This is a genomic window from Streptomyces sp. NPDC003248, from assembly GCF_055563235.1.
The window spans coordinates 1-14,599 of sequence record NZ_JBVHDT010000030.1 but is presented as its reverse complement, the minus strand read 5'-3'; the positions used below and the strand labels follow the sequence as shown (position 1 = coordinate 14,599).

General features: G+C 70.1%; 6 protein-coding genes, 1 tRNA gene and 1 rRNA gene. 1 reads left to right on the top strand and 7 read right to left on the bottom strand.

Features of this window, described 5'->3' with window-relative positions:
* Window positions 1-101: 101 nt before the first annotated feature.
* From ACZ3KJ_RS35165 to ACZ3KJ_RS35150, 4 genes are all read right to left on the bottom strand, one after another.
* Window positions 102-935, bottom strand: coding sequence for a helix-turn-helix domain-containing protein (locus ACZ3KJ_RS35165; RefSeq protein ID WP_467533000.1), 834 nt, complete (start codon window positions 933-935; stop codon window positions 102-104).
* Between the two features lie 257 nt (window positions 936-1,192).
* Complete coding sequence (locus ACZ3KJ_RS35160) at window positions 1,193-3,907, bottom strand: FtsK/SpoIIIE family DNA translocase (RefSeq protein WP_467532998.1); 2,715 nt, start codon at window positions 3,905-3,907, stop codon at window positions 1,193-1,195.
* Window positions 3,908-4,064: 157 nt separating this feature from the next.
* Window positions 4,065-4,751 carry a response regulator gene (locus tag ACZ3KJ_RS35155; RefSeq protein WP_389515895.1) on the bottom strand — a complete coding sequence of 229 codons (687 nt, stop codon included), beginning with the start codon at window positions 4,749-4,751 and terminating at the stop codon, window positions 4,065-4,067.
* Between the two features lie 243 nt (window positions 4,752-4,994).
* A complete protein-coding gene (locus ACZ3KJ_RS35150; protein ID WP_467532996.1) occupies window positions 4,995-10,460 on the bottom strand; it encodes a HAMP domain-containing protein in 5,466 nt (1,821 codons plus the stop codon).
* A gap of 327 nt (window positions 10,461-10,787) precedes the next feature.
* Here ACZ3KJ_RS35150 and ACZ3KJ_RS35145 point away from each other — a divergent pair, with 327 nt between their 5' ends.
* Complete coding sequence (locus ACZ3KJ_RS35145; RefSeq protein ID WP_467532995.1) at window positions 10,788-13,529, top strand: SpoIIE family protein phosphatase; 2,742 nt, start codon at window positions 10,788-10,790, stop codon at window positions 13,527-13,529.
* A gap of 53 nt (window positions 13,530-13,582) precedes the next feature.
* Here ACZ3KJ_RS35145 and ACZ3KJ_RS35140 read toward each other — a convergent pair.
* The 3 genes from ACZ3KJ_RS35140 to rrf all read right to left on the bottom strand — a co-directional run.
* Window positions 13,583-13,655 (bottom strand) — tRNA-Thr (locus ACZ3KJ_RS35140).
* 75 nt (window positions 13,656-13,730) lie between these two features.
* On the bottom strand, window positions 13,731-14,393 hold the full coding sequence (locus ACZ3KJ_RS35135; protein WP_467533002.1) for a DegT/DnrJ/EryC1/StrS family aminotransferase: 663 nt from the start codon (window positions 14,391-14,393) through the stop codon (window positions 13,731-13,733).
* 114 nt (window positions 14,394-14,507) lie between these two features.
* Window positions 14,508-14,599, bottom strand: a 5S ribosomal RNA gene (gene rrf, locus ACZ3KJ_RS35130); the annotation flags it as partial.

Below are 14,599 nucleotides of genomic sequence, written 5' to 3'. Positions count from 1 at the left end.
GGCCCTCGTACTGGATGTACTTGGGTCAGGGGCCGGTGCGGCGAGAGTGCGTGCATGGCGTCGTCGGGCAGGCGGGACTTTCGCAACAGGCCCTAAGCCCGTCACCCGGCCTCCGGGTCGCCCTTCGTGTACGTCAGCCGCTCCACGGCACCCGGCCGGAAGTCGTCGTCGATCTTCTTGCCGTTGACGTACAGCTGGATCGCGCCGGCGTCCCCGAGGACCAGGTTGATCTTCTCGCTGTCCTGGAAGGTCTTGGTGTCCCCCTGCTTGAGCAGTCCGTCGAAGAGCAGCCGGCCGTTGTGGTCCTTGGCGGAGATCCAGCTCTTGCCCTCGGTGGCGCTGACCTGGACGGTCACCTTGTCCTGGGGGGCGGCGGCGATGGCGCTGTCGGAGGGCTCGGGCGTCTCGTCGACGCTCTTGTCGCTCTTGGGGGTGGGCGGGGCGGGGGCGCTGGTGGTCGGCGCGGCGCCGTCGGCGACGTCCTTGGTGCCCTCGTCGCCGTCCTTGAACGCGGTGAAGCCGACGAACCCGATCACGGCGACGATCGCGGCGACCATGGCCGCGGTCCAGTTCGGCCCGCGCCGCTCGGGCCGGATGCGCTCCGCCTCGAACAGAGGTGCGGCCGGCGTCGGCGCCGGACGGCCGCCGTGGGTGGCGTCGAACTGTTCGATCAGCGGGGCCGGGTCCAGCCGGACGGCCCTGGCCAGGGTACGGATGTGCCCGCGCGCGTAGACGTCCCCGCCGCAGGGGGCGAAGTCGTCCGACTCGATGGCATGGATGATGGCGATACGGACTCGGGTGGCGGTACTGACGTCGTCGACGGTCAGTGCGGCCGCGATGCGCGCCTGCTGCAGGGCGCGGCCGATGGAGGGGCGGGCATCCTCAGGAGCGTCTTCGAACGGACGCTCGTCTTCAGGAGAGTTGCCGAGGGACACGGGGGCGCCTTTCGAGCGTGTAGCCACCTGTGCTGGAGGTTCAGTCTAGGAGGGGGGCGAAAGGGAGGGGCAACCGGTCGGTGGGGCATTTACGCCATCGGAATGGCCGGACACCCCGATGACGGGCCAGGTGCGGAGCCCAGGGTGAACGCCACGCCTGTCCAGTCGCTCAACTTGACGTACGCCGAGGGGAAACGGTTGCCCACAGCTCCCTAACGGGTGCGTCACGAACGCCCGCTGCCCCCGTGAAGAAACGACTATCCTTCAGTTTCCCCTCGGATCACCGCGAGCACGCCGTCCAACTCGTCGGGTTTCACAAGAACGTCACGAGCCTTCGACCCTTCGCTCGGCCCGACGACACCCCGCGACTCCATGAGGTCCATCAGCCGGCCCGCCTTGGCGAAGCCGACGCGCAGCTTGCGCTGGAGCATGGACGTCGACCCGAACTGTGTGGAGACGACCAGCTCGGCCGCCTGGCACAGCAGGTCGAGGTCGTCGCCGATCTCCTCGTCGATCTCCTTCTTCTGCTTGCTGCCGACGGTGACGTCGTCCCGGAAGACGGGCGCCATCTGGTCCTTGCAGTGCTGCACGATCGCCGCGACCTCGGCCTCGGTGACGAACGCGCCCTGCATCCGGGTCGGCTTGTTCGCCCCCATCGGCAGGAACAGCCCGTCGCCCTTGCCGATCAGCTTCTCGGCACCGGGCTGGTCGAGGATCACGCGCGAGTCGGCGAGCGAGGAGGTGGCGAACGCGAGCCGCGAGGGCACGTTCGCCTTGATCAGACCGGTGACGACGTCGACGGACGGCCGCTGCGTGGCGAGCACCAGATGGATGCCGGCCGCGCGCGCGAGCTGGGTGATCCGCACGATCGCGTCCTCGACGTCCCGCGGCGCGACCATCATCAGGTCGGCCAGCTCGTCGACGATCACCAGCAGATACGGGTACGGCTGGAGCTCGCGCTCACTGCCCTCCGGCGGCTTGACGGTGCCCTCGCGCACGGCACGGTTGAAGTCGTCGATGTGCCGGTAGCCGTACGCCGCCAGGTCGTCGTAGCGCAGATCCATCTCGCGCACCACCCACTGGAGCGCCTCGGCGGCCCGCTTGGGGTTGGTGATGATCGGCGTGATCAGGTGCGGGATGCCCTCGTAGGCGGTCAGCTCGACGCGCTTGGGGTCGACGAGGATCATCCGGACGTCCTCGGGGGTCGCCCGCATCATGACCGACGTGATCAGGCAGTTGATGCAGGACGACTTGCCCGAGCCGGTCGCGCCGGCCACCAGCATGTGCGGCATCTTCGCCAGCGAGTGCATGACGTACCCGCCCTCGACGTCCTTGCCGAAGGCGACCAGCATCGGGTCGTCGTCCTCCGCGGACTCCGCCAGCCGGAGCACGTCACCGAGGTTGACCATCTCCCGGTCGGTGTTCGGGATCTCGATGCCGACCGCCGACTTGCCGGGGATCGGGCTGATGATCCGCACGTCGGGGCTGGCGACGGCGTAGGCGATGTTCTTCGTCAGCGCGGTGATCCGCTCGACCTTCACGGCGGGGCCTAGCTCGACCTCGTAGCGCGTGACCGTCGGACCGCGGGTGAAGCCGGTGACGGCGGCGTCGACCTTGAACTCGGTGAAGACGTTCGTCAGGGAGGCGACGATCGCGTCGTTGGCCGCGCTGCGCGACTTGCCCGGACCCCCGCGCGTGAGGAGGTCGAGCGAGGGCAGCGCGTAGGTGACGTCACCGGAGAGCTGGAGCTGCTCGGCGCGCGGCGGCAGCTCGCGCGGCTCCTCGGGGGCGGACTTGGTGAGGTCGGGCACCACGCCGGTCCTCGGCTTCTCCTGCCGGGGGCGCGCGGCCGGGGCCGGGACCGGTGCGGTCGGCTCGCGGTCGCCCGTGGTCACGCCCTGGGTGAGGTCGGCGACGACCGGCGAGGGCGGCATGCCGTGCAGCACGGCGCCGTCGAGGTCGGCCGCGGCGGCCGCGGCGATGTCCACCGCGTCCGGCTGCCGGTCCATCGCGGGCTGCGGCACCGCCGAGCGCCGGGGCCGGCCGCGCCGCCGCGAGAGGGCCTCCTGCTCGGCGCCCTCGGGGTCGTACGCCTGCGGGGCGCCCGAGCGCCGGCGGGGGCGCGCGGGCAGCGCCTCGCGCCACTGCTCGTCGTAGCGCGCGTCGTCGTCCTCGAACGCGCCGTACGCGTCCGCCTCGGGATCGCGCAGCAGCCCCAGCCGCACCCCGAGCTGCCGCAGCCGCTGCGGGACGGCGTTGACGGGCGTGGCGGTGACCACCAGCAGCCCGAAGACCGTGAGCAGCACCAGCAGCGGTACGGCGAGGATCTCGCCCATGGCGTACGTCAGCGGGGTCGCCGCGCCCCACCCGATGAGGCCGCCCGCGTCCCGTATCGCCTGCATGCCCCCGCTGCGGGCGGGCGAGCCGCACGCCACGTGGACCTGGCCGAGGACGCCGATGACGAGCGCGGACAGGCCGATCACGATGCGCCCGTTGGCCTCGGGCTTCTCGGGGTGGCGGATGAAGCGCACCGCGATGACCGCGAGCAGGATCGGCACGAGCAGGTCGAGGCGGCCGAAGGTACCGGTCACCAGGATCTCGACCAGGTCGCCGACCGGTCCGCGCAGATCGGCCCAGGTTCCCGCGGCGACGATCAGGGCCACGCCGAGCAGCAGCAGCGCCACGCCGTCCTTGCGGTGGGCGGGGTCGAGGTTCTTGGCGCCGTTCCCTATGCCGCGGAACACGGCGCCCACGGCGTGCGCCAGGCCGAGCCAGACGGCGCGTACGAGCCGGTACACGCCCCCGGTGGGACTGGGCGCCGGCTTGGGCGCGGCCTTCTTCGCCACGGCCTTCTTCGCGGGCGCCCTCTTGGCCGGGGCCTTCTTCGCGGCGGCCTTCCTCACCGGGGCCTTCGCGGGAGCGGCCGCCTTCTTGGCGGGCTGCTTCTTGGCTGCGGAGGGACGTGAGGCCATGGAGGTGAGATTACCGGGGGAGACGACAGCGGACACGCGTGCACACTGCTTCACCCGTTCGTGTCGTCCTGGCGGGGGCGTGAAGCTGACGCGCGCTCAGGCGGGAGGCCGGCTCCCGCTCATCCGAAACTCCCGGCACCCCGCCCGTCGATGGGACTCAGGTCTGCGAGGGCACCGACGGCGCACCGCCGCCCGTACCCGGCTCCAGGGCGTCCAGGGCCCGCCGCAGGCCGGTGAGTTTGCGCTCCAGGTGCGCCGCCGTGGCCACCGCGGCCGCGTCCGCCGACTCGTCGTCCAGCTGCTTGGACAGGGCCTCCGCCTGCTCCTCCACGGCGGCGAGCCGCGCGGACAGCTCCGCGAGCAGCCCCGGCGACTCCTTGGCACCGCCGACCGGCGCCTTGGCGCCACCGCCCTCCAACTGGAGCCGCAGCAGAGCCGCCTGCTCCCGCAGCTGGCAGTTCTTCATGTACAGCTCGACGAAAACCGAGACCTTCGCGCGCAGCACCCACGGGTCGAACGGCTTGGAGATGTAGTCCACCGCGCCCGCCGCGTACCCGCGGAAGGTGTGGTGGGGACCGTGGTTGATCGCGGTGAGGAAGATGATCGGGATGTCCCTCGTCCGCTCCCGCCGCTTGATGTGGGCGGCTGTCTCGAAACCATCCATTCCCGGCATCTGGACGTCCAGCAGAATGACCGCGAAGTCGTCCGTCAGCAGTGCTTTGAGCGCCTCTTCCCCGGACGATGCCCGCACCAGCGTCTGATCGAGCGCCGAGAGGATCGCCTCCAGCGCCAGCAGATTCTCCGGCCGGTCATCGACCAGGAGGATCTTGGCCTTCTGCACCATGGCCCGCCCTCCTCGCCCCGGCAGTGCACCGGGCGCCGCCCCTGGGGACGACTCCTTTGCGCCGCCCTTCCTTGTGCCGGTCATCGTAGCCCCACCCCGACCGTCGCCACACCCTGTCACCGTGATGTCACTGTGCACGTTGCAGGAACGCGGCAGGAGACCCGAAGGTTCCCGGATCCCGCCGCGCCGCACGAGCGTGACCACCCCGGGTCGGCGACTTCCCGCCTCCCCGGAGGACTCCCGTCACTCCTGCCGCATCCACTGCCGCATCACCGTCAGCAGATGATCAGGGTCGACCGGCTTCGTCACGTAGTCGGAGGCACCCGACTCGATCGCCTTCTCCCGGTCGCCCTTCATCGCCTTCGCCGTCAGCGCGATGATCGGCAGCCCGGAGAACTGCGGCATCCGGCGGATCGCCGTGGTCGTCGCGTACCCATCCATCTCGGGCATCATGATGTCCATCAGGACGACCGCCACGTCGTCGTGCTGCTCCAGCACCTCGATGCCCTCGCGGCCGTTCTCCGCGTAGAGCACCGACAGCCCGTGCTGCTCCAGGACGCTGGTCAGCGCGAACACGTTGCGGATGTCGTCGTCGACGATCAGCACCTTCTCACCGCCGAACCGGATGCCCCGGTGCCCCTGCGACGCCGCCTCGTGCCCCACGGGCGCCCACTGCTCCGGCCGCCCCACCGTCGGCTCGTTCCCGGCCACCGAGCGGCGCCGGCGCCGGAACAGCGCGGCCGGACCGTTCTGCGTCTCGTGGTACGACTTCACCTCGGCCGGCGTCTCGATCTCCACGTCGGACAGCTCCGACAGCTGGCGCACGCCGTTCTCCGACGCCACCAGGTCCCCCGCCTCCAGCGCGGGCACCACCTGCTGGTACCCCTGCGGCGGCAGCTCGCTCGGGTGCAGCGGCAGGTACAGCGTGAACGTCGAACCGCGCCCCGGCTCGCTCTGCGCGTGGATCTCACCGCCCAGCAGCTGCGCGATCTCCCGCGAGATCGACAGCCCCAGGCCCGTGCCGCCGTACTTGCGACTCGTGGTCCCGTCGGCCTGCTTGAACGCCTCGAAGATCACCCGCATCTTGCTGGCCGCGATCCCGATACCGGTGTCGGTCACCGAGAACGCGATCAGCGGGGCATCCGGATCGTGCAGCGAACCCGCCTCCAGCAGCTGCTCCCGGATCGCCACCGGCACCTCCGAACCCGCGGGCCGGATGACCAGCTCGACCGCGCCGGAGTCGGTGAACTTCACCGCGTTGGACAGCAGATTGCGCAGCACCTGCAACAGTCGCTGCTCGTCGGTGTGCAGCGTCGCCGGCAGCTCCGGCGACACCCGCACCGACAGGTCCAGGCCCTTCTCCGCGGTCAGCGGCCGGAACGTGGCCTCCACGTAGTCCACGAGCTGGACCAGCGCGATACGGGTCGGGGAGACGTCCATCTTGCCCGCCTCGACCTTCGACAGGTCCAGGATGTCGTTGATCAGCTGGAGCAGGTCCGACCCGGCGCCGTGGATGGTCTCGGCGAACTCGACCTGCTTGGGCGTCAGGTTGGAGTCCGCGTTGTCGGCGAGCAGCTTGGCCAGGATCAGCAGTGAGTTGAGCGGCGTGCGCAGCTCGTGCGACATGTTGGCGAGGAACTCGCTCTTGTAGCGCATCGACACGGCGAGCTGCTCGGCGCGCTCCTCCAGGACCTGCCGCGCCTCCTCGATCTCGGTGTTCTTCACCTCGATGTCGCGGTTCTGCCGGGCCAGCAGCTCGGCCTTCTCCTCCAGTTCGGCGTTGGACGCCTGGAGGGCCTTCTGCCGCTGCTCCAACTCGGCCGACCGCTCGCGCAGTTGCTCGGTCAGCTCCTGCGACTGCTTCAGCAGCTGCTCCGTCTTGGTGTTCACGGAGATGGTGTTGACGCTCGTCGCGATCATCTCGGCGAGCTGGTTGAGGAAGTCCTTCTGGATCTGCGTGAACGGCGTGAACGACGCCAGCTCGATCACCCCGAGCACCTTGCCCTCGAACAGCACCGGCAGCACGATCACCTGCGCGGGCGGCGCCTCGCCCAGCCCGGAGGAGATCTTCAGATAGCCGCTCGGCGCGTTGGTGACCAGGATCGTCCGCTTCTCCTCGGCCGCCGTCCCCACCAGCGCCTCACCCGGCCGGAACGACGTCGGCATGGACCCCATCGAATAGCCGTACGAACCCAGCATCCGCAGCTCGTACTGGTCCGCGCTGCCGTCGGCCGGCGGCATCGCCAGGAAGAACGCGCCGTGCTGCGCGGCCACCAGCGGCGGCAGCTCGCTCATGATGAGCGACGCCACGTCCTCCAGGTCGCGCCGCCCCTGCATCAGCGCGGACACGCGCGCGAGGTTGCCCTTCAGCCAGTCCTGCTCCTTGTTCGCGATCGTGGTGTCGCGCAGGTTGGCGATCATCTTGTTGATGTAGTCCTGGAGCTCCTGGATCTCCCCGGACGCGTCCACGTCGATCTTCAGGTTCAGGTCGCCACGGGTCACCGCGGTCGCCACCCGCGCGATGGCCCGCACCTGCCGGGTCAGGTTCCCGGCCATCTCGTTCACCGACTCCGTCAGGTCCCGCCAAGTGCCGTCGACGTCACGCACGCGTGCCTGCCCGCCGAGCTGCCCCTCGGTGCCCACCTCACGGGCCACCCGGGTGACCTCCTCGGCGAACGACGACAGCTGGTCGACCATCGTGTTGATGGTCGTCTTCAGCTCCAGGATCTCCCCGCGCGCATCGATGTCGATCTTCTTCGTCAGATCGCCCTTGGCGATGGCCGTCGTCACCATGGCGATGTTGCGCACCTGACCGGTCAGGTTGGACGCCATCTGGTTCACCGACTCGGTGAGGTCCTTCCACGTCCCCGCCACACCCGGCACATGCGCCTGCCCGCCCAGGATGCCGTCGGTCCCCACCTCACGGGCCACCTTGGTGACCTGGTCGGCGAAGGAACTCAGCGTCTTCACCATCGTGTTGAAGGTGTCCGCGAGCTGCGCCACCTCACCGCGCGCCTCGATCGTCACCGTCCGCGTCAGGTCGCCGTTGGCGACGGCCGCGGCCACCTGGGAGATGTTGCGCACCTGCATGGTCAGGTTCTTGGCCATCAGGTTGACGTTGTCGGTGAGGTCCTTCCAGATGCCCGTGACGCCCGACGCGTGCGCCTGGCCGCCCAGGATGCCCTCGGTCCCCACCTCACGGGCCACCCGCGTCACCTGCTCGGCGAACGACGACAGCTGGTCCACCATCGTGTTGACGGTGGTGACCAGTTCGAGGATCTCGCCCTTGGCGTCCACAGTGATCTTCTTCGACAGGTCGCCCTTGGCGACCGCGGTCGTGACCTCGGCGATCTGACGCACCTGGATGGTCAGGTTGTTCGCCATGAAGTTCACCGACTGCGTGAGGTCCTTCCAGGTGCCCGAGACACCCTGCACCTCGGCCTGCCCGCCGAGCTGCCCCTCCGTACCCACCTCACGGGCCACGCGCGTGACCTCCTGGGCGAACGACGACAGCTGGTCGACCATCGTGTTCAGGGTGTTCTTCAGCTCCAGGATCTCCCCGCGCGCGTCCACGGTGATCTTCTGGGACAGGTCGCCCCGGGCCACCGCGGTGGCGACCTGCGCGATGTTGCGCACCTGGGCCGTGAGGTTGCCGGCCATGCCGTTCACCGAGTCGGTCAGGTCGCGCCACACACCGGCCACACCGGGCACCTGCGCCTGACCGCCGAGCCGCCCGTCCGTCCCCACCTCGCGCGCGACCCGCGTCACCTGGTCGGCGAACGCGGAGAGCTGGTCGACCATCGTGTTGATGGTGTTCTTCAGCTCCAGGATCTCCCCGCGCGCGTCCACGTCGATCTTCTGCGAGAGGTCACCGCGGGCCACCGCCGTCGTCACCTGCGCGATGTTCCTCACCTGGGAGGTGAGGTTCCCCGCCATCGAGTTGACGGAGTCCGTCAGTTCCTTCCACGTGCCCGACACGCCGTCCACCCGGGCCTGACCGCCCAGCCGGCCCTCCGTGCCCACGTCCCGCGCCATCCGCGTCACCTGGTCGGCGAACGACGACAGCTGGTCCACCATCGTGTTCACGGTGTTCTTCAGCTGCGCCATCTCACCGGACACGTCGACGGTGACCTTCTGCGACAGATCACCGTTGGCCACCGCCGTCGTCACCTGGGCGATGTTCCTCACCTGTCCGGTGAGATTCCTGAACGCCGTGTTGACGGAGTCCGTCAGGTCCTTCCACGTCCCGGCCGCGCCCGACACCTGCGCCTGACCACCCAGTTCACCCTCGACCCCGATCTCCCGGGCCACCCGCGTGACCTCGGCGCCGAAGGCGGACAGCTGGTCCACCATCCCGTTGACGGTGTTCTTCAGCTCCAGCATCTCGCCGGCCACGTCGACGGTGACCTTCTGCGACAGATCACCGTTGGCCACCGCCGTCGTCACGGCCGCGATGTCCCGCACCTGCGTGGTCAGGTTCCGGAAGACGGTGTTGACCGAGTCGGTCAGGTCCTTCCACGTCCCGGCGGCCCCCGGCACGTTCGCCTGCCCGCCCAGCCGCCCCTCGCCACCGACCTCGTTGGCCACGCGCGTGACCTCGTCCGCGAAGATCCGCAGCGTCTCGGTCATCTGGTTGATCGTCTCGGCGAGCTGCGCGACCTCGCCCCGCGCCGGCACGGTCACCTTCCGCGACAGGTCACCGTTGGCGACCGCCGTCGTGACCTCCGCGATCCCCCGCACCTGGGCCGTGAGGTTCCCGGCCATGGTGTTCACGGAATCGGTCAGCTCTTTCCACACCCCGTCGACACCGGACACCCGCGCCTGACCGCCCAGGATGCCCTCGGTGCCCACCTCACGGGCCACCCGCGTCACCTCGGACGAGAACGCCGAGAGCTGGTCCACCATCGTGTTGACGGTGTTCTTCAGCTCCAGCATCTCGCCCTCGACGTGCACGGTGACCTTGCGCGACAGGTCGCCCTTGGCCACCGCGGTCGTCACCAGCGCGATGTCGCGCACCTGCGCGGTCAGCCGCTCCGCCATCGTGTTGACGGACTCCGTGAGGTCCTTCCACGAACCCGACATCCCGCGCACCTGGGCCTGTCCGCCCAGCTTGCCCTCGGTTCCCACCTCGCTGGCCACCCGCGTGACCTCGTCGGTGAACGTCGACAGCTGGTCGACCAGGTTGTTGACCGTCCGCCCGACCTTCAGGAACTCCCCGCGCAGCGGATGCCCGCTCCCCTCCGGGGTGTGGGTCCGCAGCTCCATCCGCGGCGACAGATCACCCTCGGCGACGGCCGACAGCACCCGCCCGACCTCGGAGACGGGCCGTACGAGGTCGTCGACCAGCGCGTTCGAGTTGTCGACGGCCGCCGCCCAGGACCCCTCGCAGGGACCCGTCTCCAGCCGCTCGGTGAGCTTGCCCTCGCGTCCGACCATCCGCCGCACCCGCGACAGTTCACCCGTCAGATGCAGATTGCGGTCGGCCACCTCGTTGAAGACGGCCGCGATCTCCGACATCACGCCGTCGCCGGAAACCGTGAGCCGCTTGCGGAAGTTCCCGTCGCGCATGGACCCGAGGGCGGCCAGCAGGCGGTTCAGGGCCGCCGTGTCCACCGTCGTCGTCCCGCCCCGGGACGCCCGCCGCCTGCTCAGGGACTGTCCGCCTTTCGCGCGCGTCTCCGTGCCCCGCGTCGCTGCGCCAGACTCCACTTGTCCCTCCCGCAGGGGTCGTCCGTCCTAGTGCCCGATGAAATCAGGCAGGCCCGAGGCACTGCTGCCCACCGTCCACTCAAGACACCCAGTCTGCCCGACCTTCACAAGAAGCCTGCCCAGTGTTTCACCCTCCCCGAACCAGGCCATAACAGTTCGGCAGCTTCGCACATCGTCCGCACAACCCGTGGGGCGGAATCACAGCGGACCGGCATCCGCGAGGACGGGGAAGGTAAGTAACCTTGCATGCGGCTGTCCAGCCGCGCCGGTCCGTCCGGTCTGGGCGGTGGCACGAGCACGAGCGGGCATCGAAGGGGCGGCCGCACCATGACCACCGGACTGATCCCGGGGGGACAGCCCCCGGACCCCCGGCCGTCGGAGAGTCTCCCGCAGCAGCGGCGGGAGCAGGACGACCGGGCAGCCCTGCACGTCGACAACCGGCCGAGGAGTTCTGTGATCACCGCGCGTGCGGCCGCCAGCTTCGAGCCCGTGGGGCGGTCGGTCGCCACCGCCCGCTCCTTCGTCCGCGACACCCTCCAGGGCTGGGGGTTCGCCGACATCGTCGACGACGCCGTCGTCCTCACCAGTGAACTGGTGACCAACGCGGTCGTCCACGCGGGCACCCACGCCGACGTCCTGTGCCTGCGCACCGACGACGGCGTCCGCATCGAGGTCGCCGACCGCTATCCCGAGCGCGAGGTCCCCCTCCAGGGCTCCCCCGCCTCCATGGGCAGCCCGGACCGCGAGGGCGGCCGCGGCCTCCAGCTGTGCGCGGCCATCGCCGGCCGCTGGGGCGTGGAGTACACGCCGACACACAAGAACGTCTGGTTCCAGCTCGCCGTGCCCGAGCGCCCGGTCGGCACCCGCGCGGCCGGCCCGTCCCTGCCCGCGGACCTCCTCCCGCTCGCGGACGGCCGGGTCCGCGTCGCCGTCGTCCAGATCGACCGCACGGGCAGCATCTCGTCCTGGAACGAGGACGCGGAGGATCTCTTCGGCTATCCGGCCGACCTGGTCACCGGCAAACCCCTCACCGACCTCGCCGCCTGGCCGCACACCCCCGGCACCAGCACCGGCATCGCCGAGGCCCTCCGGCTCTCCCGCTGGGAGGGCAGTTACGGCATCCGCGGCGCCCACGGCCGCGTGATCCCGGTGTACGCCTCCCACCTGCGCGTCCGCGACACCGACGGCGACCCGTCCACGGTGTGCCTCCTGGTCCGCGACCACGAACGCGCGGTGCTGCAGACGCCGTCGCGGATCCCGGCCTCCGCCGACACGACGCCCACCGGAGACGGCCAGAACACCGACCCCTTCGAGGTGTTCATCGGCTCCCCCGCCCCGGACGACCTCGACGGTCTCCTCCAGCGCACGGTGGAGCGCGCCCGCGACATGCTCGACGGCGACTCGGCGTTCCTCCTCCTGGCGACCGACGACGAGACGGAGCTGGAGGTACGCGCCTCCACCGGCCTGCCCTCGGCACGCCAGCGCTTCGCGCGGGTGCCCGTCGAGGCGGGGCCCGGCCGCTACGGCTCGGCCCGTATGCCGGCCGTCCACGAGGACCTCCTCGCCGTCCCGGGCGCCGTACCCCTGCTGAACGGCACGGGCATGCGCTCGGTGGTGACGGTCCCGCTGAAGGTCGAGGGCCGTCTCACCGGCTCCCTGGGCGTCGCGGCGGAGTCCCCGGGCCGGTACTCCAACGAGGAGGCGCTGCGCCTTCAGTTCGCCGCCGACCGGATCGCGCTGGCCGTCGAGTCGGCTCGCCTGGGCGAGCTGGAGCGACTGCGCCGCGGCTCCCTGAGCTTCCTCGTCGAGGCCTCCGATCTGCTGGCGGGGACGCTGGACCGCGACCAGACCCTCGCCCTGATGGCCCAGATGACGGTTCCGACCCTCGCCACCTGGTGCGCGGTCTACACGATCGCCGACCAGGCGTCGGATCCGTACCTGTCCTACGTCCTGCACGAGGACGAGGAACTCATCGACGGCATCAAGTCGTTGCTCTCGAAGATCGCCCCGCCGGATCCGGTGCCCACTCCGGGCGCCCGTGTCTGGTCGGCCCCCGGCGAGGCCGCGCACGAGGCGGCCCTGCGCAGTTCCATGCGCAGTCTGGGTCTGTCCGGCGGCCCGACGCACCAGGTGGCGTCGGGCATCGGCCCGACCTTGGCGACGGCTGCGGCGGTGGGCGGCGAGACGGTCGTCCTGCCCCTGGTCGCCCGCAACCGCGTGATCGGCATGCTCACCCTCGGCAAGCCGACCGACGAACACTTCCGCCAGGAGATCCTGGAACTGGCCGAGGACCTGAGCCGCCGAGCGGCGCTCGCCCTGGACAACGCCCGCCTGTACTCGGAGCGCACGGCCATCAGCCAGTCCCTCCAGCGCAGCCTTCTGCCGCCGGAGCTGCCGCAGATCGACGGCGTGGAGGTCGAGGTCATCTACCGCGCGGCCGGCGAGGGCAACGAGGTCGGCGGCGACTTCTACGACATCTTCCCCATCAGTGACGGCGCCTACGGTTTCGCCATCGGCGACGTCTGCGGTACGGGCCCGAACGCGGCGGCGGTGACGGGCCTCGCCCGGCATGCGCTGCGGCTGCTGGCGCGGGAGGGCCTCAGCGGCCCGGCGGTCCTGGAGCGTTTGAACTCCGCAATCCTCGACGAGGGAGCCCGCAGCCGCTTCCTGACGCTCCTCTACGGCGAGATGCGCCCGCAGGAGGACGGCAGCGCGGAGCTGAAGGTGGTCTGTGCCGGTCATCCGCTGCCCCTGCGCCTCCGCCAGGACGGCACGGTCGAGGCGGCCGCCGAGCCCCAGCCGCTGCTCGGGGTGATGGAGGACCTGGAGCTCTACGAGCAGTCGGTCACGCTGGACCCGGGTGATGTGCTGCTGTGCGTGACGGACGGCGTCACGGAGCGCCGGGAGGGCACCCGGATGCTCGGCGACGACGGTCTCGCCGACGTTCTGACGACGTGTACGGGTCTGACGGCCGGCGCGGTCGCGGCCCGCATCATGCGCGCGGTGGAGCGCTTCGCGTCGGACGCCCCGTCCGACGACATGGCCATTCTGGCGATGCGGGTGGCGTGAGGGGGAAGGCATGAAAAATCCCCCCGCCCGGATGGGCGGGGGGATTTTTTTCGAGCCCCCAAACGGAATCGAACCGTTGACCTTCTCCTTACCATGGAGACGCTCTGCCGACTGAGCTATAGGGGCCGGTTGCTTTGCGGGGTTTCCTTCGCGGCAACGGAATAGATCATACCCCGAACGAAGCCGTACTCCCAAATGCGCTCAGAGAGCGGCTTGGAGCAGTCCGCCGAGTGCGTTGCAGGCGCCGACGATCCGCTGCATGTCCCGTTTGGTCAGCGACGCGTCCACCGGCAGTGCGAGTGTCTCGTCGGCGGCCAGTTCGGTCTGCGGCAGCGTGACACACCGCCGGAACTCGGGCAGCCGGTGCAGGGGTGTCTTCACCGGCACCCGGCATTCCACGCCCTTCGTCCGAAGGGCGCGTGCGAACGCGTCCCGGTCGGGCCTGCCGTTGCCCGGGACCCGCACGACGTACTGCTGGTAGGTGTGTCCGTCGCCGCCGTCGGGCGTCCGCACTCCCCGCAGTCGCGCGTCGAGGAAGGCGGCCCGTTCCCTGCGCCGCGCGACCTCGTCGTACGGCGCCTCGGACTCCCCTTGTTGCAGCACGAGGAGTCCGTGCCGCTGCCCCACCGTGTGCAGCCGCGCGATGTCCGCCGGCCGCCCGAACCGGTGCACGACGACGACGGCCGCGGTGCGCGGGGTGACGGCGTGTTCGACGGCTTCCGCATCGAGGCAGTACGTCACCGGGTCCACGTCGGCGAACACCGGGAACGCGCCTGCCAGGGTCACCGCCTCGGCCACTTCCACGTTCCCGAAGGCCGGCACGACGACCTCGTCCCCGATTCCGACACCTGCGGCCCTGAGCATTGCTGCAGTACCCATGCGGTGGATGCTGGGCGCGGAACATGAACGTCAAGTGACGGGAAACAAAAAAGGGTTGGGCTCCGAACCGAAGTTCAGGGCCCAACCCTTTGAATGATTGTTCGGCGGCGTCCTACTCTCCCACAGGGTCCCCCCTGCAGTACCATCGGCGCTGTAAGGCTTAGCTTCCGGGTTCGGAATGTAACCGGGCG

What these genes read in the sequence shown, in the direction of transcription:
- ACZ3KJ_RS35160 (WP_467532998.1), bottom strand. Translation starts at nt 3,907, where the DNA reads ATGGCCTCACGTCCCTCCGCAGCCAAGAAGCAGCCCGCCAAGAAGGCG.
- ACZ3KJ_RS35155 (WP_389515895.1), bottom strand. Translation starts at nt 4,751, where the DNA reads ATGGTGCAGAAGGCCAAGATCCTCCTGGTCGATGACCGGCCGGAGAAT.
- ACZ3KJ_RS35145 (WP_467532995.1), top strand. Translation starts at nt 10,788, where the DNA reads ATGACCACCGGACTGATCCCGGGGGGACAGCCCCCGGACCCCCGGCCG.
- ACZ3KJ_RS35135 (WP_467533002.1), bottom strand. Translation starts at nt 14,393, where the DNA reads ATGCTCAGGGCCGCAGGTGTCGGAATCGGGGACGAGGTCGTCGTGCCG.